Origin of the sequence: Pseudomonas sp. MWU12-2037 (assembly GCF_023242345.1) — a bacterium.
Lineage (GTDB): Bacteria > Pseudomonadota > Gammaproteobacteria > Pseudomonadales > Pseudomonadaceae > Aquipseudomonas > Aquipseudomonas gingeri_D.
The window spans coordinates 191,985-213,748 of sequence record NZ_JALLIZ010000001.1 but is presented as its reverse complement, the minus strand read 5'-3'; the positions used below and the strand labels follow the sequence as shown (position 1 = coordinate 213,748).

Here is a 21,764-nt window from a genome sequence, read left to right as displayed (position 1 = left end):
ATTCTGCCCATCGGTCAACAACAATAATGAGTCTGCGAGGCCTTCCGTGATCCAGTTTTTACTCAACCAGGAACTCCGCCGCGAGCACGCCCTGGACCCGAATCTGACGGTGCTCGAGTATTTGCGCGAGCACCTGGGCAAACCCGGCACCAAGGAAGGCTGCGCCAGCGGCGATTGCGGCGCCTGCACCGTGGTGGTCGGCGAGCTGCATTGCGACGCTTCGGGCCAGGAGCAGATCCGTTATCGCAGCCTCAATTCCTGCCTGACCTTTGTCTCGTCGCTGCACGGCAAGCAACTGATCAGCGTTGAAGACCTCAAGCATCAGGGCCAACTGCACAGCGTGCAACAAGCCATGGTCGACTGCCATGGCTCGCAGTGCGGCTTCTGCACGCCGGGCTTCGTGATGTCGCTGTTCGCCCTGCAAAAGAACAGCGATGCCCCGGACAGCCACAAGGCCCATGAAGCCCTGGCCGGCAACCTCTGCCGCTGCACCGGCTACCGGCCGATCCTGGCCGCCGCCGAGCGCGCCTGCTGCAACAAGCCGGCCGACCAGTTCGATGCCCGCGAAGCCGAAACCATCGCCCGCCTCAAGGCCATCGCGCCGACCGAAACCGCGGAACTGAACAGCGGCGACAAGCGCTGCCTGGTGCCCTTGACGGTCGCCGACCTGGCCGCGCTCTACGACGCTTATCCGCAAGCCCGACTGCTGGCCGGCGGTACCGACCTGGCGCTGGAAGTCACCCAGTTCCACCGTACCCTGCCGGTGATGATCTATGTCGGCAATGTGGCCGAACTCAAGCGCATCGAGACCTTTGAAGATCACCTGGAAATCGGCGCCGCGACCCCACTCTCCGATTGCTACGCCGCCCTCAAGGCCGAGTACCCGGACTTCGGCGAACTGCTGCAACGCTTCGCCTCCCTGCAGATCCGCAACCAGGGCACCCTGGGCGGCAATATCGGCAATGCCTCGCCGATTGGTGATTCACCACCGCTGTTGATCGCGCTGAACGCACAACTGCGGCTGCGCAAGGGCGACAGCACGCGCACCCTCGCGCTGGAAGACTATTTCATCGATTACCGGGTCACCGCGCGCCAGGACAGCGAGTTTATCGAAAGCATCATTGTGCCCCGGGCCGATGCCGCATGGCAGTTCCGTGCCTACAAGGTTTCCAAGCGCCTGGACGACGATATCTCAGCCGTCTGTGCAGCCTTCAATCTGCGCCTCGAAAACGGCGTCGTGGCCGAGGCGCGGATCGCTTTCGGCGGCATGGCGGCGATTCCCAAACGGGCCCGTGCCTGCGAACGCGCCCTGGTCGGCCAGCCCTGGAACCAGGACAACCTGGAACGTGCCTGCGCGGCGCTGGGGGAGGATTTCACTCCACTGTCGGACTTCCGCGCCAGCAAGGAATATCGCCTGCTCAGTGCTCGCAACCTGTTGCACAAGTACTTTATCGAGCTGCAAACACCGCACATCGAGACTCGGGTGACCGCTTATGTCTAACCCTCACGCCGTGGAAAAAACCCAGGCCGAGATGGCCGAACTGTTCGCCCGGGACCTGAGCACCGGCGTCGGTCGCAGCGTCAAGCACGACAGCGCCGACAAACACGTGGCCGGCGAGGCGGTGTATATCGACGACCGCCTGGAATTCCCCAACCAGTTGCACGTCTATGCGCGGATGTCCGATCGCGCCCATGCGCGCATTCTCAGCATCGATACCGCGCCGTGCTATGCCTTCGAGGGTGTGCGCATTGCCATTACCCATGAAGACATTCCCGGCCTCAAGGACATCGGCCCGCTGCTGCCGGGCGACCCGCTGCTGGCCATCGATATCGTCGAATTCGTCGGCCAACCGGTGCTCGCCGTCGCCGCCCGCGACCTGGATACCGCACGCCAGGCGGCCATGGCCGCGGTGATCGAGTACGAAGACCTGGAGCCGGTGCTGGATGTGGTCGAGGCCCTGCGCAAACGCCATTTCGTGCTCGACAGCCATACCCATAAACGCGGTGATTCGGCCGCCGCCCTGGCCACTGCCGAACAACGTATCCAGGGCAACCTGCATATCGGCGGGCAGGAACACTTCTACCTGGAAACCCAGATCTCCTCGGTCATGCCCACCGAAGATGGCGGGATGATTGTCTATTGCTCGACCCAGAACCCCACCGAAGTGCAGAAGCTGGTGGCCGAGGTGCTGGACGTGTCGATGAACAAGATCGTGGTCGATATGCGGCGCATGGGTGGCGGTTTCGGCGGCAAGGAAACCCAGGCCGCCAGCCCCGCCTGCCTCTGTGCGGTAGTGGCGCGCCTGACCGGGCAACCGACCAAGATGCGCCTGCCCCGGGTCGAAGACATGCTGATGACCGGCAAGCGCCACCCCTTCTATATCGAGTACGACGTCGGCTTCGACAGCAGCGGGCGCCTGCACGGGATCAACCTGGAACTGGCAGGCAACTGCGGTTGTTCGCCAGACCTGTCGGCATCGATTGTCGACCGGGCGATGTTCCATGCCGACAATGCCTATTACCTGGGCGACGTCACCGTCAACGGCCATCGCTGCAAGACCAACATCGCTTCCAACACCGCCTATCGCGGCTTCGGCGGTCCGCAAGGCATGGTCGCCATCGAAGAGGTGATGGACAGCATCGCCCGGCACCTGGGCCTCGATCCGCTGGCGGTGCGCAAGGCCAACTATTACGGCAAGACCGAACGCAACGTCACCCATTATTACCAGACCGTCGAGCACAATATGCTCGAGGAAATGACCGCCGAACTGGAAGCCAGCAGCCAGTACGTCGAACGGCGGGAAACCATTCGCCGCTACAACGCCCACAGCCCGGTGCTGAAAAAAGGCCTGGCGCTGACGCCGGTGAAATTCGGTATCTCGTTCACCGCCAGTTTCCTCAACCAGGCCGGGGCGCTGGTGCACATCTACACCGACGGTAGCATCCACCTGAACCACGGCGGCACGGAGATGGGCCAGGGCTTGAACACCAAGGTCGCGCAGGTGGTGGCCGAGGTGTTCCAGGTGGAAATCGATCGGGTGCAGATCACCGCCACCAACACCGACAAGGTGCCCAATACCTCGCCCACCGCCGCCTCCAGCGGTGCCGATCTGAACGGCAAGGCGGCGCAGAACGCCGCCGAGATCATCAAGCAGCGATTGGTGGAGTTTGCCGCGCGGCACTACAAGGTCAGCGAGGCGGACGTGGAATTCCGCAACGGCCACGTGCGGGTACGCGACCAGATCCTGACCTTCGAGACGTTGATCCAGCAGGCGTATTTCGCCCAGGTGTCGCTGTCGAGCACCGGCTTCTACAAGACGCCGAAGATCTACTACGACCGCAGCCAGGCCCGGGGCCGGCCGTTCTATTACTTCGCTTATGGCGCGGCCTGCGCCGAGGTCATCGTCGATACCCTGACCGGCGAGTACAAGATGCTGCGCACCGACATCCTGCATGATGTCGGCGCCTCGCTGAACCCGGCCATCGATATCGGCCAGGTGGAAGGCGGCTTTGTCCAGGGCATGGGCTGGCTGACCATGGAAGAACTGGTGTGGAACGCCAAGGGCAAGTTGATGACCAACGGCCCGGCCAGCTACAAGATCCCGGCGGTGGCCGATATGCCGCTGGACCTGCGGGTCAAGCTGGTGGAGAACCGCAAGAACCCGGAAGACACGGTGTTCCATTCCAAGGCCGTGGGCGAACCGCCCTTTATGCTGGGGATTGCGGTGTGGTGTGCGCTCAAGGATGCGGTGGCGAGCTTGGCGGATTATCGGGTTCAACCGAAAATCGATGCCCCGGCGACGCCGGAGCGGGTGTTATGGGGCTGCGAGCAGATGCGTCAGGTCAAGGCGGAACAGGTCGCGGTTGTCGAACAGACGACAGAGAGGTGTCTATGAACTACTGGATCAGCGCCCTCGCCGACCTGCAGAACCAGGGCGAGCCCTGCGTGCTGGTGACCATCATCGAAGAGCTCGGTTCGACGCCGCGCAATGCCGGTTCGAAAATGGTCGTCAGTGCCGCCGGCGCCTTCGACACCATCGGCGGTGGTCACCTGGAATACAAGGCCATGCAGATCGCCCGGGACATGCTCGCCCGCGGCCAGCAGAACACCCATCTCGAGCGTTTCAGCCTGGGCGCCAGCCTCGGCCAGTGCTGCGGCGGCGCCACCGTGCTGCTGTTCGAGCCCATGGGCCAGGTCCAGGCAGAAATCGCGGTGTTCGGCGCCGGCCATGTCGGCCGCGCCCTGGTGCCCTTGCTCGCCAGCCTGCCCTGCCGGGTACGTTGGATCGACTCCCGCGAACAGGAGTTTCCGGCGCAACTACCCAGCGGTGTGCGCAAGATCGTCAGCGAGGAACCGGTGGATGAGATCGACAACCTGCCCGCGGGCAGCTACTGCATCGTCATGACCCATAATCACCCGCTCGATCTGGAACTCACCGCCGCGATCCTCAAGCGCAACGACTTCGCCTATTTCGGCCTGATCGGCTCGAAGACCAAACGGGTCAAGTTCGAACACCGCCTGCGTGAGCGCGGCTTCGACGCCAGCGTGCTGCAACGCATGCGCTGCCCGCTGGGCTTGGCCGAAGTCAAAGGCAAGTTGCCGGTGGAAATCGCCATCTCCATCGCCGGCGAGATCATCGCCACCTATAACGCGAATTTCGGCCAGCACAGCGCGAGCGCCGAACCTATTGCCAAACTGCTGCCGGCTTCGCGCCGCAGCCAGGTCACACACTGAGAAAGACCATGCCTTCGACCCGTACCGCCTACCGCGCCGCCCTCCTGCACAGCCTCGCCGATCCGGCCGAGGTCGGCATCGAGGCCTCCTATGAATATTTCGAAGACGGCCTGCTGGTGGTCGAGAACGGCCGCATCATCGCCCTCGGCGCCGCCAGCGAGCTGCTGCCGAGCCTGCCCGCCGATGTTGAAGTCATCCAGCACACCGACGCGCTGATCACCCCGGGCTTTATCGACACCCATATCCACCTGCCGCAAACCGGCATGGTCGGCGCCTATGGCGAGCAACTGCTGGACTGGCTGAACACCTACACCTTCCCTTGCGAAAGCCAGTTCGCCGACCGCGCCCATGCCGAGGAAGTCGCGGATATCTTCATCAAGGAGTTGCTGCGCAACGGCACCACCACCGCCCTGGTCTTCGGCAGCGTGCACCCGCAATCGGTGGATGCTTTCTTCGAGGTCGCGGAGAAACTCGACCTGCGGATGATCGCCGGCAAGGTGATGATGGACCGCAACGCGCCGGACTACCTGACCGACACCGCCGAATCCGGCTACCTGGAGAGCAAGGCGCTGATCGAGCGCTGGCATGGCAAGGGTCGCCTGCACTACGCGGTGACACCACGTTTCGCGCCGACTTCAACGCCGGAGCAATTGACCCTGGCCGGCCAACTGCTGGGGGAATACCCGGACCTGTACATGCAGACCCACATCAGTGAGAACCTGCAGGAAGTGCAGTGGGTCAAGGAGCTGTTCCCGGAGCGCAAGGGTTATCTGGACGTCTACGACCACTATCAACTGCTCGGCGAGCGCTCGGTGTTCGCCCATGGTGTGCACCTGTGTGACGATGAGTGTGCACGCCTGGCGCAGACCGGCTCGGCGGTGGCGTTCTGTCCGACCTCGAACTTCTTCCTCGGCAGCGGCTTGTTCAACCTGCCGATGGCGGAGAAACACAAGTTGAATGTTGGCGTGGGCACGGACGTGGGCGGCGGCACCAGCTTCTCGATCCTGCACACGCTGAACGAGGCCTACAAGGTGATGCAGCTGCAAGGGGCACGGTTGAGTCCGTTCAAATCGCTGTACCTGGCGACTCTCGGCGGCGCCCGGGCGCTGCGCCTGGAGGACAGGATCGGCAGCCTGCAACCGGGCAGCGACGCCGACTTCCTGGTGCTGGATTATCACGCCACGCCACTGCTCAGTTATCGCCTGAAGCAGGCCAGGAATATTGCCGAGATATTGTTCGTCCTGATGACCCTGGGGGATGACCGGACGGTGAAGCAGACCTATGCGGCGGGGAACCTGGTGCATCAGCGCTGAGCGCACCCAGTCTCATCGACAACACATAACCTGTAGGAGCAGGGCTTGCCCGCGAAGCTTTTAGCGATCTCAAGGCCGCCTTCGCGGGCAAGCCCTGCTCCTACAAGGTTCGTATCGGTACACAGTATTGTGGCAAGGCAGAACCGGGCAATTGCCTACAGCTTTGCCCCGGACCGCCCCGGCTTCTTGGCCAGCAACAAGTGCGAGAACACCGCATGCAGGTCATCCGACGCACTCTCTTCATCGAGGTTGAGCTTGCTGTCGATATGGTCCATGTGGTGCATCATCAAGTCCACTGCCAGCACCGCATCCCGGGCCTCGATGGCATCGATCAACTGGGTGTGTTCATCGTAGGAACAGTGCGAACGATTGCCGCTTTCGTATTGGGCGATAATCAATGAAGTCTGCGACACCAGGCTGCGCTGGAAGCTGATCAGCGGGGCATTCTTCGCCGCTTCCGCCAGCTTGAGGTGGAACTCGCCGGAAAGGCGGATCCCCGCCCCACGATCGCCACGGGAAAAACTGTCGCGTTCATCGTTGACCATCTGCCGCAACAGCGCCAATTCCTCAGCCGTGGCGTGCAAGACCGCAAGCTCGGTAATCGCCTTCTCCACCATGCGCCGGGCCAGGAACACCTGGCGGGCTTCCTCGACACTGGGACTCGCCACCACCGCGCCACGGTTCGGGCGCAACAACACCACGCCTTCATGGGCCAGGCGCGACAAGGCACGGCGAATGATGGTGCGACTGACCCCGAAAATTTCCCCCAGCGCTTCTTCGCTCAACTTGGTCCCAGGCGCCAGCCGTTGTTCGAGAATGGCCTCGAAGATATGCGCGTAGACGATATCGTCCTGGGTCCCGGTGCGACCGGCCTTGCCGGCACGCGGTTGTTTCTTGAGGGGTTGCAACTGTTCGTTCATGGTCACTCGGATCGGAGACGGCGGCGAATGGACCCCGACTGGCGAACGGCACAGCGGGTCACTGACAAGTAGCGCGTAAAAACATGGCACATTGTACACAAAGCCGGGTGCCAACACGACTGTACGGCTGTTTGCCGCGCCGGCTGTATTGCAATCAGCCCGCACCTTTACGTTTAGTCTACCCAGACTGTTACCGCTTGTTTCCCTGTACAAGGAATGCCGTCCCATGACCGACCTCACCCAGGCACGCCTGCGCCCCTTGGCCGACACCTCACCTTCCGCCGTGGTCGCCGGTTTTATCGCGATGATGACCGGCTACACCAGTTCCCTGGTGCTGATGTTCCAGGCCGGGCAAGCCGCGGGACTGACCACCGGACAGATCTCCTCGTGGATCTGGGCGCTGTCGATCGGCATGGCGATTTGCAGCATCGGCCTGTCCTTGCGTTATCGCACGCCGATCACCATCGCCTGGTCGACACCCGGCGCGGCCCTGCTGATCACCAGCCTGTCCGGGGTGACCTACGGCGAGGCGATCGGTGCCTATATCACCTGCGCGCTGCTGGTGACGATCTGCGGCCTGACCGGCAGTTTCGAGAAGCTGGTCAAGCGCCTGCCTTCGTCACTGGCGGCGGCGCTGCTGGCGGGCATCCTGTTCAAGATCGGCAGCGAGATCTTCGTCGCCGCGCAGCATCGCACCGGGCTGGTGCTGGGGATGTTCTTCAGCTACCTGATCATCAAGCGCCTGTCGCCACGCTATGCCGTGCTTGCCGCGCTGCTGGTCGGCACAGCCGTCTCGGGCCTGTTGGGCTTGCTGGACTTCAGCGGCTTCAACCTGGAGGTGGCGACGCCGGTGTGGACCACGCCCTCGTTCTCCCTGGCGGCAACCATCAGCATCGGCATTCCATTGTTCGTGGTGGCCATGACCTCGCAGAACATGCCCGGTATCGCCGTGCTGCGCGCCGACGGCTACAACGTGCCGGCCTCACCGTTGATCAGCGTGACCGGGATCGCCTCGCTGCTGCTGGCGCCTTTCGGCTCCCACGGGATCAACCTGGCGGCCATCAGCGCGGCCATCTGCACCGGGGCCCATGCCCATGAGGACAAGAACAAGCGCTACACGGCCGCCGTCTGGTGCGGGATTTTCTACGGGATTGCCGGGACCTTCGGGGCGACACTCGCGGCACTGTTCGCCGCGCTGCCCAAGGAGCTGGTGCTGTCGATCGCGGCGCTGGCGCTGTTCGGTTCGATCATGAATGGGTTGAGCCTGGCCATGAACGAGCCCAAGGAGCGGGAAGCCGCGCTGATCACCTTTATGGTGACGGCGTCGGGGTTCACGCTGTTTTCGGTGGGCTCGGCCTTCTGGGGGATCGTCGCGGGGGTGCTGACACTGCTGATCCTCAATTGGCGCAAGGCCTAGATCCCGAAGCCCCACAAAACCTGTAGGAGCCCGGCTTGCCGGCGATGAGGCCAGCAAGTCTTGCGTCGATCTTGCGGACGCCATCGCCGGCAAGCCGGGCTCCTACAGGGAACGCATTCAACCGGGCCTGAAGGATCAGATCCGGAAATGCCCGACCATCCCCTTCAATTCCATCCCCAGCTGTGCCAACTCGATGCTTGACGCCGCGTTGCCCTGCATCGCCAGCGCCGACTGATCGGCACTGGCGCGGATGCTGGTCACGCTGCGGTTGATCTCTTCGGCCACCGAGCTCTGCTCCTCGGCCGCCGCTGCAATCTGCTGGTTCATCTGCTGGATCAGCGACACCGCCGCGGCGATGCTGCCCAGCGCGCTCTCGGTCTGCAACGCATCGCTGACCGCCAGCTTGACCAACTCGCCACTGCTCTGAATCTGATGCACCGAGGCCTGCGCGGCCGTGCGCAGGGCACTGACCAGGCGTTCGATCTCTTCGGTGGACTGCTGGGTACGCTTGGCCAGGGCCCGGACTTCATCGGCCACCACGGCAAAACCACGGCCCTGCTCACCGGCCCTGGCCGCCTCGATGGCCGCGTTGAGGGCCAGCAGGTTGGTCTGCTCGGCCACGCTCTTGATCACCCCGAGCACCGTGCCGATATTCTGGATTTCCGCGCTGAGGCTTTCGATACTCTGGCTCGCCGAACTGGCCGAATCCGCCAGTTGCTCGATCCGCTGCATGCTCTGGCGCACCACCTGCTGGCCGCTGTCGACCTTGTCGTCGGCGGTCTGCGCCGCCTGGGCGGCCTCTTCGGCATTGCGTGCGACATCGTGCACCGTGGCCGTCATCTGGTTCATCGCGGTGGCGACCTGCTCGGTTTCTTCCTTCTGGCTGCTGACTTCCAGATTGGTCTGCTCGGTAACCGCCGACAATGAATGCGCCGAGGTCGCCAGTTGCTCGATCCCGGCCTGCAGGCCGCTGACGATGCCGCTCAAGCCCGCGCCCATCTGCTGCATGGCCTGCATCAGTTGACCGATTTCGTCGCGACGCCGGACCTCCACCTTACCGGTCAGGTCACCGGCGGCAATCTGCTGAGCTACCAGGATCACACTGCGCAACGGCGCAACGATCAGACGGGTAATCACCAGCGCCGCCACCAGCCCGACCAGCAAGGCCAGGGCCGACGAGCCGATGATCAGCAGCGAGTTTTTCTTCAGTTCGGCCTGCATCGACTGGTCTTCGGCGGCATAGGCCTGGTTGACCCGCTCGACCACCTGGGCCGCGCGCTCATGCAACTGTTGGTAAACCTTTTTTTCCTGCTCCAGCAGGCCGGTGTATTCGGTGAGCTTGTCACTGAAGCTGGCGATATGGCCACTGACCTCGGTCAGCACCGTCTGATAGCCCGGGTCCTTGACCGAGGTCTTGAGTTCCTCCACTTGGGCCAGGGCCTGGTCGGCCTGCTCGATCTTGCCCTTGCTCTGGTTCTCTTCATTGCCTTTGCGGCTCTGGTCGAGGCGCACCCGGGCCTCGTTCATCGCCTGCAACATCAACTGCGAGACATGGCTGACCTGGCCGGCCTGCTCGACAAAATCCTTGCCGTCCTTGCCCTGGGAATCCTTGAGAGCATAGGTACCGTCATCGGACAAACCGGCCTGGAGCACATCCAGGTTGTTGGCCACGCTGGACACCGACCAACTGGCCATTTCCAGCGCCAGGTCCTTGGTCTGGGTCAGTTCGACGAATTCGTCGAACGCCTTGCGGTAGGCACCCAGGGCCTGCTCGACGTCGGTCATGACCGGCACGTTGGCCGCCGATTGCGCCTTGAGGACCTGCGCCTGCGCCAACAGGCCGTCAACGCCCTGATGCAGGGCATCGACGGTCTTGGGATCCGAACGCAGCGCATATTCCTGCTCCAGCAAACGCACCCGGAGCAATTGGCTGTTGAGCGAAGACATCTGCTTGAGCCCATCGAAGCGCAAGCTGATGGTTTGCAAGGACCAGACACCGATCGCCGCCACCAGACCGGTCAGCAGCAATACCAAGGCAAACCCGATACCCAATTTCTTGGCCATACCGAGATTGGCGAAACGTCCTTGCACGGCAGAAATCATGGCGCTTAATCCCCGATTAGAATGCTGAAGGTGCACACGCCCATTCAAGATTCATGCAGATTCGCAATCGGGACGGGTAAAGCACAAGCCTTTGGCGCCGGAATAATGGCCAAAAGCTACATCCGCGTCGCTTTCAGGATGGTCGAGGTCGATTCGGCGCCGCCCAACAGACGGAAGAACTTCTGCGCGCGCAGATCCGAAGCATAGGCCACATTTATCCTCAGCCAGTCACTGTTTGTACCCTGCGGCATAAAGGCGTCGCCCGGAGCCAGCAGCACCCCCAGCTTGCGCGCCCGGGCCAGGACTTGCGTCAAAGGATAGCCCGGGCTGCGGGCCCAGATGAACATGCCGCCAGTGGGTTCGGCGAAGACTTCCCAGCCCGCCCTCTCCAAGGTATCCAGGGTGGTGACCCGCTCCACGCTCAGTCGCTGGCGCAGTCGCTGCACCAGCTTGCGATAGGTGCCATTGGCCAGCAGCATGGCAACCACACACTCGGCAAAACGCGAGGCGCCGAGGCTGGTGATCATCTTCACTTGCGCCAGGCGCTGGATCAGTTCGCTTCGGGCACGGACGAATCCGACCCGCAATGAACTGCTCAGGGTTTTCGAAAAACCGCCCACGTAGATCACCCGCTGGGCACTGTCCAACGCGGCCAGTTGTACGCCGGGCCCGCTTTGCAGATCGCTGTAGATAGCGTCTTCGACAATCAGGAAGTCATGGGCCTGGGCCAACTGCAACAACTGCGTGGCCACCGCCAGGGTCAGGCTGGTACCCGTCGGATTATGGTAGAGGCTGTTGATAAACAGGCAACGCGGTCGGTACTGCTGCAACAGCCTGGATAACTGCTCCATGTCCGGACCGGACTGCGTACGCTCCACCTCCAACAACTTGACTCCTTGCAGCGCCAGCAGTTTGTACAGATTGGCGTAGCCCGGTGTTTCCACCAGGACGCAGTCACCCGGCTTGAGCAGGTGACGCACCAGCAGGTCCAGCGCCTGGGTGACGCCATGGGTTGTCAGTATCTGCTCGGGTGCGCAGGCGATGCCCTTTTGCGTCAGGCGCTTCTGGATCTGTTGACGCAACGCCAGCAGCCCCTGGGGCGTGCTGTAGCTGAACATCCCGTGCATCTGCGTACGACTGACCTGGCGAATGGCATAGGCGATATCATCGCTCTCGCGCCAGCTTTCGGGCACCCAACCGCAGCCCAGTTTCAACTCGCCCAGAGGGTGCTCGCTGAAGGCCCCCCACTCCGCCTCCAAGCCTTCGTACCACTGCCGCTCGCCGTTGTCGCCGGCATCACCGTGGGCATCCGAGACAATAAAGGCCGAGCCATTGCGCGGTGTCAGCACGCCCTGCGCCACCAGGCGCTGGCAGGCTTCGAGGACATTCGCCTGGCTGAGGGAGTTGTCCTTGGCCAACTGCCGAACCGATGGCAGGCGAGTCCCGGGGCCTGCGCGCTGGCAGCGGATCCACTCGATCACGGCGTTGACGATTTGCTGCACGACGGGGACCAGCGCCTGCCGATCAATTTCCAAATCCATTCTGTTTGACGCTCCAACCCATTGTTATTTCTCGTTAAACAGTTAAACACAAAAGCCCGGGGGTCTTGCTTGCACAAAAAGCCTCTTCCCCCCGCCCTGGAAGGCCCGCCCGCCGGGCCCTGAAGACACCGACTGACGCGCGAGGGCGAATGTACCGACCGGATTTCCAACACCGGCGGACATAAAAAAACCCGCCATTAGGCGGGTTCCTTGCAAAGGGGCTACGAACCGGGGCGAAGCGAGCGACAACTCAAATCGCGGTGGCTCCGCCGTCCACGGCCAGGGCGTGACCGGTGGTAAAGGCGGCACCGTCGCTGCACAGATAAAGCACCGCGCTGGCGATCTCCTCGACCTTGCCGATGCGCCCGACCGGATGCATGGCCGCGGCGAACTCGGCTTTCTTCGGATCGGCCTCATAGGCACGACGGAACATATCGGTATCGATCACTGCCGGGCAGACGGCATTGACGCGGATTTTCTTCTTCGCGTACTCGATGGCCGCCGACTTGGTCAGGCCGATGACGGCGTGCTTGGAGGCCGCGTAGATGCTCATCTTCGGTGCCGCGCCCAGGCCCGCCACCGAGGCGGTGTTGACGATCACGCCACCACCCTGGGCCAGCATCAGCGGCAACTGGTACTTCATGCACAACCAGACGCCTTTGACATTGACGCCCATGATCGCGTCGAACTCATCCAGGGTGCCGTCGGCCAGCTTGCCTTTCTCGATCTCGATACCGGCATTATTGAAGGCGTAGTCAACCCGCCCATAGGCGTTCACCGCTTGAGCCATGAGGTTTTGCACATCGGCTTCCTGGGTGACATTGCAACGCACGAACACGGCATCGCCGCCCGCGGCGCGGATCAGCTCGACCGTGCCCTCACCGCCGGTAACGTCGAGGTCGGCAACGACCACCTTCAGGCCTTCGGCGGCAAACGCCTGGGCGGTCGCACGGCCAATGCCGGCCGCTGCGCCGGTCACCAGGGCTACCTGGCCGGAAAACGTCATGCTCATGGTTATGTCCTCAATGCAATACGAAAGGGCTGCTGTGCTCTCAGTCTAGCCAGCGCGGCAACCGCCGCGGCAGCACTATCAGAAGCCCGGTTAATGGCTTATGCGTTGCAGTGATAAGGTTATGGGGACTTTCATCATTGAAGTGGATCACGCCCTATTCGCCTTGCCTGCAAAACTTGCTGTCTGCGCGATGAGGGTCTATCAACAAGACTTCATTGATCTTCGAGTGCCTGCCATGACCACCCAGAACAATCGCCAATTCCTGCTGGCCAAGCGCCCGGTCGGCCCTGCGACCCGCGAGACCTTCACCTACCAGCAAGTGCCGGTGGGCGAGCCGGGAGCGGGCCAGATCCTGGTCAAGAACGAATACCTGTCCCTGGACCCGGCCATGCGCGGCTGGATGAACGAGGGCAAGTCCTACATCCCGCCGGTGGGTATCGGCGAAGTGATGCGCGCCCTGGGTGTCGGCAAAGTCGTGGCGTCCAACCACCCGGGCTTTGCCGTCGGCGACCATGTCAACGGCGCCCTGGGGGTGCAGGATTATTTCCTCGGTGAGCCGAAGGGCTTCTACAAGGTCGACCCGACACTGGCGCCGCTGCCGCGCTACCTGTCCGCCCTGGGCATGACCGGCATGACCGCCTATTTCGCCCTGCTGGATGTCGGCGCGCCGAAAGACGGCGAAACCGTGGTGATCTCCGGTGCGGCCGGCGCGGTCGGCAGCATTGCCGGGCAGATTGCCAAGCTCAAGGGTTGCCGGGTGGTGGGGATTGCCGGCGGCGCCGAGAAGTGCCGGTTCCTGATCGACGAACTGGGCTTCGACGGGGCCATCGACTACAAGAGCGAGGATGTGGGCGCCGGCCTGAAACGTGAATGTCCGAAAGGCGTGGACGTGTATTTCGACAACGTCGGCGGCGATATTCTCGACACAGTGCTCACTCGCCTGAACTTCAAGGCGCGCGTGGTGATCTGCGGCGCCATCAGCCAGTACAACAACAAGGAAGCGGTGAAAGGCCCGGCCAATTATCTGGCGCTGCTGGTCAATCGCGCCCGCATGGAAGGCTTCGTGGTGATGGACTACGCCAGTCGTTTCGCCGCGGCCGGACAGGAAATGGCCGGCTGGATCGCCAAGGGCCAGCTCAAGAGCAAGGAAGATATCGTCGAAGGCCTGGAGACCTTTCCGGAAACGCTGATGAAGCTGTTCAGCGGGGAGAATTTCGGCAAGCTGGTGTTGAAGGTTTAAAGCCGGGCCGTCTCAGGTAGAACGCATCGCGAGCAATCGGGCATGCGCCGGTTGCTCGCGATAAGACCTTATCAGGCCAGTTCGGCCACTACCGCCGCCAACGCCTGGGCCGGATCGGCCGCCTGGCTGATCGGGCGACCGATCACCAGATAATCGGAACCGGCATCCAGGGCCTGACGTGGGGTCAGGATACGACGCTGATCGTCCTGGGCGCTGCCCGCAGGACGAATCCCCGGAGTCACCAGTTGCAAGCCCGGATGGGCACTCTTGAGCGCCGTGGCTTCCAGGGCCGAGCACACCAGGCCATCCATCCCGGCCTTTTCCGCCAACGCCGCCAGACGCAATACCTGCACCTGCGGATCGACATCCAGGCCGATACCGGCCAGGTCCTCGCGCTCCATGCTCGTCAGCACGGTCACGCCGATCAGCAACGGCTGCGGGCCGCTGCGCTGATCCAGCACCTCACGGCACGCCGCCATCATGCGCAGGCCGCCGGAGCAATGCACATTGACCATCCACACGCCCATCTCCGCCGCTGCCTTGACCGCCATGGCCGTGGTGTTGGGGATATCGTGGAATTTCAGGTCGAGGAACACCTCGAAGCCCTTGTCACGCAGGGTGCCGACAATTTCCGCCGCGCAACTGGTGAACAGCTCCTTGCCGACCTTGACCCGGCACAGTTTCGGGTCCAGTTGATCGGCCAGCTTCAGGGCGGCGTCACGGGAGGGGAAATCCAGGGCGACGATAATAGGCGTCTGGCAGGCGGACATGGGCGGGCTCTCTGGCAAGTCGAAATCGGCGCGCATTGTAGCGGAACCCGGGGCGGACCGGGACCCGGTGATCGGTAAATCTAGTCCCGATGCGCCATAAATGCCCGAGCTCGCACCAAAGCAAGTCGTAACCTTGGCGAACATCGGCGAAACGTCCTCGATACGACAGCTTTTCGCGGATAACGACGCGATCCTGGCGACTGGCACGCCCACTGCACTTACCCGCCCCGAGCAGTATCCAAACCGTTCAGGGAGAAAACGTATGAACACACAACTCAAGCCCACGCTGGGCACACTGCACCTGTGGGGCATCGCGGTCGGACTGGTGATCTCCGGGGAGTATTTTGGCTGGAGCTATGGTTGGGGGACCGCCGGCACCCTGGGCTTTCTCATCACCACCTTGCTGGTGGCGACCATGTACACCTGCTTCATCTTCAGCTTCACCGAACTGACCACCGCGATTCCCCATGCCGGCGGGCCTTTTGCCTACAGCCGCCGGGCCTTCGGTGAACGTGGTGGACTGATCGCCGGGATCGCCACCCTGATCGAATTCGTCTTCGCCCCGCCGGCCATTGCCATGGCCATCGGCGCCTACCTCAACGTCCAGTACCCGGACCTCGACCCACGTCTCGCCGCCGTCGGCGCCTATGTGGTGTTCATGGGCCTGAATATCCTCGGCGTCAGCATCGCCGCCACCTTCGAACTGGTGGTGACGGTGCTCGCGGTGGCCGAGTTGCTGGTGTTCATGGGCGTGGTCGCGCCGGGCTTCAGCTTCAGCAATTTCGTGCTCAACGGCTGGTCCGGCTCGAGCAGTTTCAGCATCGACTCGATCCCCGGCATCTTCGCCGCGATCCCCTTTGCGATCTGGTTCTTCCTCGCCATCGAAGGCGCGGCCATGGCCGCCGAAGAAGCCAAGGACCCCAAGCGCACCATTCCCAAAGCCTACGTCGGCGGTATCCTGACCCTGGTGTTCCTGGCCCTCGGCGTGATGGTGATGGCCGGCGGCGTCGGCGACTGGCGCCAGTTGTCGAACATCAACGACCCGTTGCCCCAGGCGATGAAAGCGGTGGTGGGCAGTAACTCCAGCTGGATGCACATGCTGGTGTGGATCGGCCTGTTCGGCCTGGTGGCGAGCTTCCACGGGATCATCCTCGGCTACTCGCGGCAGTTCTTTGCCCTGGCCCGGGGCGGTTACCTGCCCGCCTACCTGGCCAAGCTGTCACGCTTCCAGACCCCGCACCGGGCCATCATTGCCGGCGGCCTGATCGGCATCGCGGCGATCTACAGCGACGGCCTGATCAACCTGCAGGGCATGAGTCTGACGGCCGCGATGATCACCATGTCGGTATTCGGCGCCATCGTGATGTACATCATCAGCATGCTCAGTCTGTTCAAACTGCGTAAAACCGAACCCAATCTGGAACGCAGCTTCCGCGCACCGGGTTATCCGATCGTCCCGGGGATCGCACTGGTCCTGGCGGTGGTGTGCCTGATCGCGATGGCCTGGTTCAACACCCTGATCGGCCTGATTTTCCTCGGTTTCATGGCCGCGGGCTTCCTCTACTTCCTGTTGACCGGGCAATCGCGTGCCGCGGCGCCGGCCGATGCGATGCTGACCGGGCTTTAAGGGCTATTCGGACCGATCGGGCTTACAATGGAACCACCGAGAAATCTTTTGACTCGAAGTGGTAAGGGCCGACCTTGCGGATGAAATGCTCATCCGCAAACGGCCCATCTGGGAGAACCTTATGCCTTGGTATGCCTGGCTGATCATCGTCGTCGCCATCGGCTCCATCGTCGGTGGACTGATGATGTTGCGCGACACCGCAAACAAAGTGGAACTGACTGACGAACAGCGTCGGCGCGTCCAGGAACGAAACGCAGAGATGGACGCCCAGGACGCCAAGGATCGCTGATCGTCCATTCCCTCTGGTTATTTCTCCCAGTCCGCCTTGGCGATATGCAAGCCATGCAGGCCTTTATAGGCGGCTCGCTCAGGCGAACTCCAACCTTCGAGCAGTGACGGCTCCAACCGATAGACCTCCACCCCCAACGGGCGACAGACGCTGAGCGGGTCCTGGGCTTCAGGGCCCCACATCGGCAGCGAAAGATCACCGCCCGGGCAGGTGGACAGCGCACACAGCAGATCGATTTCAGCGAAAAACTCCAGGTAATCGCCCTTCTGCGCCGGGCAGGCCTTCATGAAATACATGTCGTCGTGATTGAGCCCCGTGCACTGGAAGATATTCAGTACATCGTGGACATCGAATTCGGTCAGGCCATACGGCAGGACGGCGCGGGTCAGGTTCGAGTGACAGTGATGATGGAAGTCTTCCCCTGTCAGCATCTTGTTCACATAAGGATCACAGCGCGTCCCCAGAAGATCATGCATACGTCCGCCATGCTCGTCGATCCCGTAGCCGGCCAAGCTATCGTCGGTAATGGTAACCAGCGGACGGAGGAACGGCAGGTTCGACCAGAGCCGGTCATGGGTGCTGACATGGGCGCCTTGCAACTGACGGGTGCGGGCCGCCCAGAGACGCTCACGCGGGTCGTTGGCATTCCAGACGTTGAAGTCACCGACCTGTGGGCCAACCGGCGTGGTCACCCGGAACACGTGGCCGGCCGGCACCTTCCAGGCCCGCCCGGTACGAATTGGCACCTCGAACTGCTCGATCAGCGTACGAGCGCTCTTTTCCTCGCGAATGCGCTGGTAAAACGCGGTATCCACCTGCAAGGCCGAGCCTTTGCTGACCTGATAGGCGGCGGGATAGTCTTTGTACATGCTCAAGATCCTCGATCAGTGATGGGAAGGACGGCTTAAAAAGTCGAGCAGCATCTGCTCGGAATCGTCGAGGTACAGGCTCATCGCCTCCCCGGCGGCGTGCTTGTCACCTTCGGCAAGCAGGTCGTGGATATAACGGTCACGCGCCAGCCAGGGCGCTTGGAAACGCTGCTCATCGGGCGCCGAACAAAACACCAGGCGCAACTGCGCAACGATATTGGTAAAGAACTCGTCGAACAGCGGACTGCGCATCAAGCCGACGATATGTTGATGAAACGCCAGGCTGTGGGTGCCCAGGGCCCGCCAATCCTCGCGCTCGCGAGCCAACTCGGCGGCCTCGATGGACTCGAGCATGCGGTCGGACTGGTATTCGCGCAGGGGTTTGCTCAGGGCGATGGCCTGCAGCTCCAGGGTGCGGCGCACCTGGAACAGATCGCGCACCTCCTCGACGCCGAGGCGGCGCACCATCACGCCCTTGTTCCGGACGTAACGTGCCAGGCCTTCCTGGCCGAGCCGATGGAGCGCCTCGCGAATCGTGTTGCGCGAGGCGTTGTAGGTATTGACCAGATCGTTCTCGACCAGCGGCATACCCGGTAGCAGGCGACCGCCGATGATGTCGGCGCGCAGCTCCAGGGTAATCTGGTCCGCCAGGGACAGTTGTGTACTCATGATCATCGCCTTGGATTGTTCAACAATCGTAGAGCAATGGGTAATCACTATTCATGCCAGATCCTTGGTTTCGACTTTTCCCCATTAGCGGTATGCGCCCTTGAAAAAACATGACAAATCGCCTACATGTCACGGTTATCATGGCTTAACGATTCGGAGAGCCCGCCATGCGGTATTCACAAGACCACAAAGCCCAGACCCACGAACGCATCATCCGGGAGGCCGCCGCACGCTTCCGACGTGACGGTATTGGCGCGACCGGCCTGCAACCCCTGATGAAAGCGCTGGGGCTGACCCATGGTGGCTTCTACGCGCATTTCAAATCCAAGGATGAGTTGGTGGAAAAGGCACTGCAGGAAGCCGCGGCCGAACTGGATGTGCATTGCGATACGCTGTTCAGCCAGGACAAACCGTTGCAGGCCTTTATCGACAGCTATCTGTCCGAGTGGCACCTGACCACCCCCGATCACGGCTGCCCGCTGCCGACCATGTGCCTGGAGTTGGGGCAGCGAGGGGAGCCGAGCCCGACGACGGATACAGTGATCGAGTCGCGGCTCAAGCAGGTCGAAGACGCACTGGGGTCAGGGCCGGACGCGCAGGATCAGAGCATTGTCATGCTGGCGACGCTGGTGGGAGCCCTGGTGTTATCCCGAAGTGCCGAGGACGAGACCCTGGCGCAAAAAATACTGGCGGTGACGAAAGCGCACTTGAAGGATCAGGTGGAGTAAAACGCCGCTTTACGCCCTGAGAAGAGGCCGATCACTGAAAAGGCCTCTTCTCCCGCCGGAGCGTATTCAGTTGATATCGAGCTTGTCGCGATTTTTGTCGAGCAGCGACTTGCCGATGCCTTTGACTTCGAGCAACTCATCCACTGACGAGAAAGGACCATTCGCTTCACGATAGGCGACAATGGCCTGGGCTTTGGCTTCGCCTATGCCAGAGAGTTCGTGCTGGATGGTTTGGGCATCGGCGGTGTTGAGGTTGAGCTTGCCGGACGTGGCGCTTGCCGCCGGGCTTGAGGCGGCAACAGACGAATCGGTCTTGGCGGGCGCGGTCGGCGCCGCATTGACCACGCCGGTGATACCCAGCAGCAGGGTGAACGCGAGGGAAGAGAGAAAGCTTGTACGCATAAGTGACACTCCATGACATCGTAAGAGGAAAGCAGCTTTTCCGAAGCTGCTTTCCAAACCTAGATGATGGGTCTCTCCTGTCAAAAATCACGTCATTACCAAGTGTGTAACGATCAGGGATCCATACGGCGCTGCTGGTAAATCCAGTCGACAATCTCACCGTCGGGGGCGTAACCGCTTACGGTATCGCGCAACACTTGCCGTACACGAACGTAATCATCGCCCTCAACGGCGGCCATCAATTCATACAGCCTGGACTTGAGTGCATCCCATGAAAGCATATCTTCATGGGCACTCATGATCATCGGATGCTCGGTCGCAGCGACGTTGTCACCGATCAGCAACTCCTCGTAAAGCTTTTCACCAGGCCGCAACCCGGTGAACTCTATCGCGATATCACCATGAGGACTCTTGTCCGTGCGCACACTCAAGCCGGAGAGATGGATCATCTTTTCAGCCAGTTCGACAATCCTCACAGGCTCGCCCATATCCAGAACAAAGACGTCGCCGCCCTGCCCCATGGAGCCGGCCTGAATAACCAACTGGGCCGCCTCTGGAATAGTCATGAAGTAACGCGTGATCTTCGGGTGAGTAACGGTCAGCGGCCCGCCTGCTTTTATTTGCTTGTGGAAGAGCGGAATAACAGAACCCGAGGACCCGAGCACATTGCCAAAGCGGACCATGGTGAAGCGGGTCTTGTTCACCCGCGATACATTGGCTTGATCGCCAAACAGTACCGGGGCGAGCTCACGACTGAGGGCCTGGAGCGTCATTTCAGCCAGGCGCTTGGTACTGCCCATCACATTGGTTGGACGCACCGCCTTGTCGGTGGAAATCAGCACGAAGTTGGCAACACCCGACTGCAAGGCGGCTTGTGCGGTGTTCAAGGTACCGATCACGTTGTTCAGTACGCCTTCGGCGATATTGTGCTCAACCATCGGAACGTGCTTGTAGGCCGCCGCATGGTAGACCGTCTCGACATGCCAGGTTTTCATAACCGAAAGGAGCTTGTCCTGGTTACGCACGGAACCCAGGATCGGTAGCAAACGCACCGACAACGACTCTCGAACAACCCGCTGCTCAAGCTCGGAGAGGATGCTGTAGAGATTGAACTCGCTGTGCTCGTAAAGCAGAAGCGTGGTAGGACGAAGCGTCAGAATCTGTCGGCAAAGCTCGGAACCGATTGAACCGCCAGCCCCCGTCACCAACACCGAACGCCCCCTGATGCAGCGCTCGAGCAAATCTTCCTGAGCGGGAACCGTATCGCGCCCGAGCAAATCCGCGATATCGACTTCCTGGATATCGTCGACCTTGACCCGCCCACTGGCAAGGTCCATGAAGCCCGGCACGCTTCGCACATGGAGCGGATAACCTTCCAACAGCGCCAGTATTTCACGACGACGGCCACGCGAAGACGACGGGATCGCCAGGAGTATTTCCTGCGCCCCCGTGGCATCAATCATCTGCTGGATATGCTTGGGCTTGTAGACCTGCAAACCGGCGATATTGCGATCGGCAATACCGCTGTCGTCATCGATAAAAGCAACAGGCCGCATGGCACGACCCATGCGCAACGCGGCAACCAGTTGATTGCCCGCCGAGCCGGCGCCATAAATGGCAACCTTGGGCAAGCCATCATCACGATTAGTGAACGGCATATGCTGCGCGGTACCAAACCAGTCACCCAGGAAGTACTGGCGCATCGCAAGACGCAGACCACCCACCATGACCAGGCTCAGCCACCAATAGTTGAAGATGATCGAACGCGGAACAACCACCTGGTGGTTACTGTAGATGTAGACGACCACCCCCAGAATCAACGACGAAAGACTCACCGCCTTGACAATGGTGATCAACGCGTCATTGCCGAAATAACGCATCACCGCCCGATAAAGGCCGAATCGAATGAAAAGAGGAATGGCGACAAGCGGAGCGGCAATAAATAGCCAGCGGTGCTGGGCAAATGGATTGATCAGGTCACCCACCCCCAAACGCACGACAAACGCCATCCACAGCGCTGCCCAGACCATGACGATATCGGTGAGCACCTGCAGAACGCGCTTCTTTCGACGCGGAAGACCTACCAAATAGGCTCGTATCTTATCCATAACCCCTCTATAGCTTGCCTG

The 21,764-nt window shown here is 61.6% G+C and carries 18 protein-coding genes; 9 read left to right on the top strand and 9 right to left on the bottom strand.

What is annotated here, in order from left to right; genetic code table 11:
• Window positions 1-46 precede the first annotated feature (46 nt).
• Genes xdhA through guaD form a run of 4 tightly spaced genes read left to right on the top strand, consistent with a single transcriptional unit; the run spans window position 47 to window position 6,048 of the window.
• Window positions 47-1,501, top strand: a complete 1,455-nt coding sequence (gene xdhA, locus M5B42_RS00975) for a xanthine dehydrogenase small subunit (RefSeq protein WP_248744780.1) — start codon at window positions 47-49, stop codon at window positions 1,499-1,501.
• A complete protein-coding gene (gene xdhB, locus M5B42_RS00970) occupies window positions 1,494-3,896 on the top strand; it encodes a xanthine dehydrogenase molybdopterin binding subunit (RefSeq protein ID WP_248744779.1) in 2,403 nt (800 codons plus the stop codon). Before xdhA ends, xdhB begins: the two co-directional genes overlap by 8 nt.
• Window positions 3,893-4,735, top strand: a complete 843-nt coding sequence (xdhC, locus tag M5B42_RS00965; RefSeq protein ID WP_248744778.1) for a xanthine dehydrogenase accessory protein XdhC — start codon at window positions 3,893-3,895, stop codon at window positions 4,733-4,735. The genes xdhB and xdhC overlap by 4 nt, the downstream gene beginning before the upstream one ends.
• Window positions 4,736-4,743: 8 nt before the next feature.
• Complete coding sequence (gene guaD, locus M5B42_RS00960) at window positions 4,744-6,048, top strand: guanine deaminase (RefSeq protein WP_152737285.1); 1,305 nt, start codon at window positions 4,744-4,746, stop codon at window positions 6,046-6,048.
• 155 nt (window positions 6,049-6,203) lie between these two features.
• Here the strand turns inward: guaD and M5B42_RS00955 are convergent, their stop codons facing one another.
• Entirely contained in the window at window positions 6,204-6,968 is a 765-nt protein-coding gene (locus M5B42_RS00955; protein ID WP_100939121.1) for a GntR family transcriptional regulator, read from the bottom strand.
• A gap of 226 nt (window positions 6,969-7,194) precedes the next feature.
• On the opposite strand from M5B42_RS00955, the gene M5B42_RS00950 reads away from it, so the two are divergent.
• Window positions 7,195-8,385: a benzoate/H(+) symporter BenE family transporter gene (locus tag M5B42_RS00950; RefSeq protein ID WP_248744777.1), complete on the top strand. Its 1,191-nt coding sequence runs from the start codon at window positions 7,195-7,197 to the stop codon at window positions 8,383-8,385.
• Window positions 8,386-8,520: 135 nt separating this feature from the next.
• Here the strand turns inward: M5B42_RS00950 and M5B42_RS00945 are convergent, their stop codons facing one another.
• From M5B42_RS00945 to M5B42_RS00935, 3 genes are all read right to left on the bottom strand, one after another.
• Window positions 8,521-10,488, bottom strand: coding sequence for a methyl-accepting chemotaxis protein (locus M5B42_RS00945; RefSeq protein WP_152737283.1), 1,968 nt, complete (start codon window positions 10,486-10,488; stop codon window positions 8,521-8,523).
• Window positions 10,489-10,604: 116 nt separating this feature from the next.
• On the bottom strand, window positions 10,605-12,029 hold the full coding sequence (locus tag M5B42_RS00940) for a PLP-dependent aminotransferase family protein (RefSeq protein ID WP_248744776.1): 1,425 nt from the start codon (window positions 12,027-12,029) through the stop codon (window positions 10,605-10,607).
• Between the two features lie 250 nt (window positions 12,030-12,279).
• Window positions 12,280-13,041, bottom strand: a complete 762-nt coding sequence (locus tag M5B42_RS00935) for an SDR family oxidoreductase (protein ID WP_248744775.1) — start codon at window positions 13,039-13,041, stop codon at window positions 12,280-12,282.
• A 235-nt stretch (window positions 13,042-13,276) separates the two neighbouring features.
• On the opposite strand from M5B42_RS00935, the gene M5B42_RS00930 reads away from it, so the two are divergent.
• Window positions 13,277-14,281, top strand: a complete 1,005-nt coding sequence (locus tag M5B42_RS00930; RefSeq protein ID WP_103497383.1) for an NADP-dependent oxidoreductase — start codon at window positions 13,277-13,279, stop codon at window positions 14,279-14,281.
• A gap of 71 nt (window positions 14,282-14,352) precedes the next feature.
• Here the strand turns inward: M5B42_RS00930 and pyrF are convergent, their stop codons facing one another.
• The gene (gene pyrF, locus M5B42_RS00925) at window positions 14,353-15,051 is read right to left on the bottom strand and encodes an orotidine-5'-phosphate decarboxylase (RefSeq protein WP_177145861.1); all 699 of its coding nucleotides are present in this window, start codon (window positions 15,049-15,051) and stop codon (window positions 14,353-14,355) included.
• Window positions 15,052-15,313: 262 nt separating this feature from the next.
• Here pyrF and eat point away from each other — a divergent pair, with 262 nt between their 5' ends.
• A complete protein-coding gene (eat, locus tag M5B42_RS00920; protein WP_248744774.1) occupies window positions 15,314-16,678 on the top strand; it encodes an ethanolamine permease in 1,365 nt (454 codons plus the stop codon).
• Window positions 16,679-16,799: 121 nt separating this feature from the next.
• Window positions 16,800-16,967, top strand: a complete 168-nt coding sequence (locus tag M5B42_RS00915) for a DUF2897 family protein (RefSeq protein ID WP_103495866.1) — start codon at window positions 16,800-16,802, stop codon at window positions 16,965-16,967.
• A 17-nt stretch (window positions 16,968-16,984) separates the two neighbouring features.
• Here the strand turns inward: M5B42_RS00915 and M5B42_RS00910 are convergent, their stop codons facing one another.
• Together M5B42_RS00910 and M5B42_RS00905 are read right to left on the bottom strand one after the other, a co-directional pair.
• Entirely contained in the window at window positions 16,985-17,836 is an 852-nt protein-coding gene (locus M5B42_RS00910; protein ID WP_248744773.1) for a DUF1989 domain-containing protein, read from the bottom strand.
• Between the two features lie 15 nt (window positions 17,837-17,851).
• Window positions 17,852-18,505, bottom strand: a complete 654-nt coding sequence (locus tag M5B42_RS00905; RefSeq protein WP_100939111.1) for a GntR family transcriptional regulator — start codon at window positions 18,503-18,505, stop codon at window positions 17,852-17,854.
• A 167-nt stretch (window positions 18,506-18,672) separates the two neighbouring features.
• Between M5B42_RS00905 and M5B42_RS00900 the strand changes: the two genes are divergently transcribed.
• Complete coding sequence (locus tag M5B42_RS00900; RefSeq protein ID WP_248744772.1) at window positions 18,673-19,233, top strand: TetR/AcrR family transcriptional regulator; 561 nt, start codon at window positions 18,673-18,675, stop codon at window positions 19,231-19,233.
• 66 nt (window positions 19,234-19,299) lie between these two features.
• Here M5B42_RS00900 and M5B42_RS00895 read toward each other — a convergent pair whose 3' ends face one another.
• Both M5B42_RS00895 and M5B42_RS00890 read right to left on the bottom strand, forming a co-directional pair.
• Complete coding sequence (locus M5B42_RS00895; protein ID WP_177102567.1) at window positions 19,300-19,635, bottom strand: ComEA family DNA-binding protein; 336 nt, start codon at window positions 19,633-19,635, stop codon at window positions 19,300-19,302.
• Window positions 19,636-19,748: 113 nt separating this feature from the next.
• On the bottom strand, window positions 19,749-21,743 hold the full coding sequence (locus M5B42_RS00890; protein ID WP_248744771.1) for a nucleoside-diphosphate sugar epimerase/dehydratase: 1,995 nt from the start codon (window positions 21,741-21,743) through the stop codon (window positions 19,749-19,751).
• Window positions 21,744-21,764: the final 21 nt, after the last annotated feature.

Coding starts and splice junctions, on each gene's coding strand:
- xdhB (WP_248744779.1), top strand. CDS start 1,494: ATGTCTAACCCTCACGCCGTGGAAAAAACCCAGGCCGAGATGGCCGAA.
- xdhC (WP_248744778.1), top strand. CDS start 3,893: ATGAACTACTGGATCAGCGCCCTCGCCGACCTGCAGAACCAGGGCGAG.
- guaD (WP_152737285.1), top strand. CDS start 4,744: ATGCCTTCGACCCGTACCGCCTACCGCGCCGCCCTCCTGCACAGCCTC.
- M5B42_RS00955 (WP_100939121.1), bottom strand. CDS start 6,968: ATGAACGAACAGTTGCAACCCCTCAAGAAACAACCGCGTGCCGGCAAG.
- M5B42_RS00950 (WP_248744777.1), top strand. CDS start 7,195: ATGACCGACCTCACCCAGGCACGCCTGCGCCCCTTGGCCGACACCTCA.
- M5B42_RS00945 (WP_152737283.1), bottom strand. CDS start 10,488: ATGATTTCTGCCGTGCAAGGACGTTTCGCCAATCTCGGTATGGCCAAG.
- M5B42_RS00940 (WP_248744776.1), bottom strand. CDS start 12,029: ATGGATTTGGAAATTGATCGGCAGGCGCTGGTCCCCGTCGTGCAGCAA.
- M5B42_RS00935 (WP_248744775.1), bottom strand. CDS start 13,041: ATGAGCATGACGTTTTCCGGCCAGGTAGCCCTGGTGACCGGCGCAGCG.
- M5B42_RS00930 (WP_103497383.1), top strand. CDS start 13,277: ATGACCACCCAGAACAATCGCCAATTCCTGCTGGCCAAGCGCCCGGTC.
- pyrF (WP_177145861.1), bottom strand. CDS start 15,051: ATGTCCGCCTGCCAGACGCCTATTATCGTCGCCCTGGATTTCCCCTCC.
- eat (WP_248744774.1), top strand. CDS start 15,314: ATGAACACACAACTCAAGCCCACGCTGGGCACACTGCACCTGTGGGGC.
- M5B42_RS00915 (WP_103495866.1), top strand. CDS start 16,800: ATGCCTTGGTATGCCTGGCTGATCATCGTCGTCGCCATCGGCTCCATC.
- M5B42_RS00910 (WP_248744773.1), bottom strand. CDS start 17,836: ATGTACAAAGACTATCCCGCCGCCTATCAGGTCAGCAAAGGCTCGGCC.
- M5B42_RS00905 (WP_100939111.1), bottom strand. CDS start 18,505: ATGAGTACACAACTGTCCCTGGCGGACCAGATTACCCTGGAGCTGCGC.
- M5B42_RS00900 (WP_248744772.1), top strand. CDS start 18,673: ATGCGGTATTCACAAGACCACAAAGCCCAGACCCACGAACGCATCATC.
- M5B42_RS00895 (WP_177102567.1), bottom strand. CDS start 19,635: ATGCGTACAAGCTTTCTCTCTTCCCTCGCGTTCACCCTGCTGCTGGGT.
- M5B42_RS00890 (WP_248744771.1), bottom strand. CDS start 21,743: ATGGATAAGATACGAGCCTATTTGGTAGGTCTTCCGCGTCGAAAGAAG.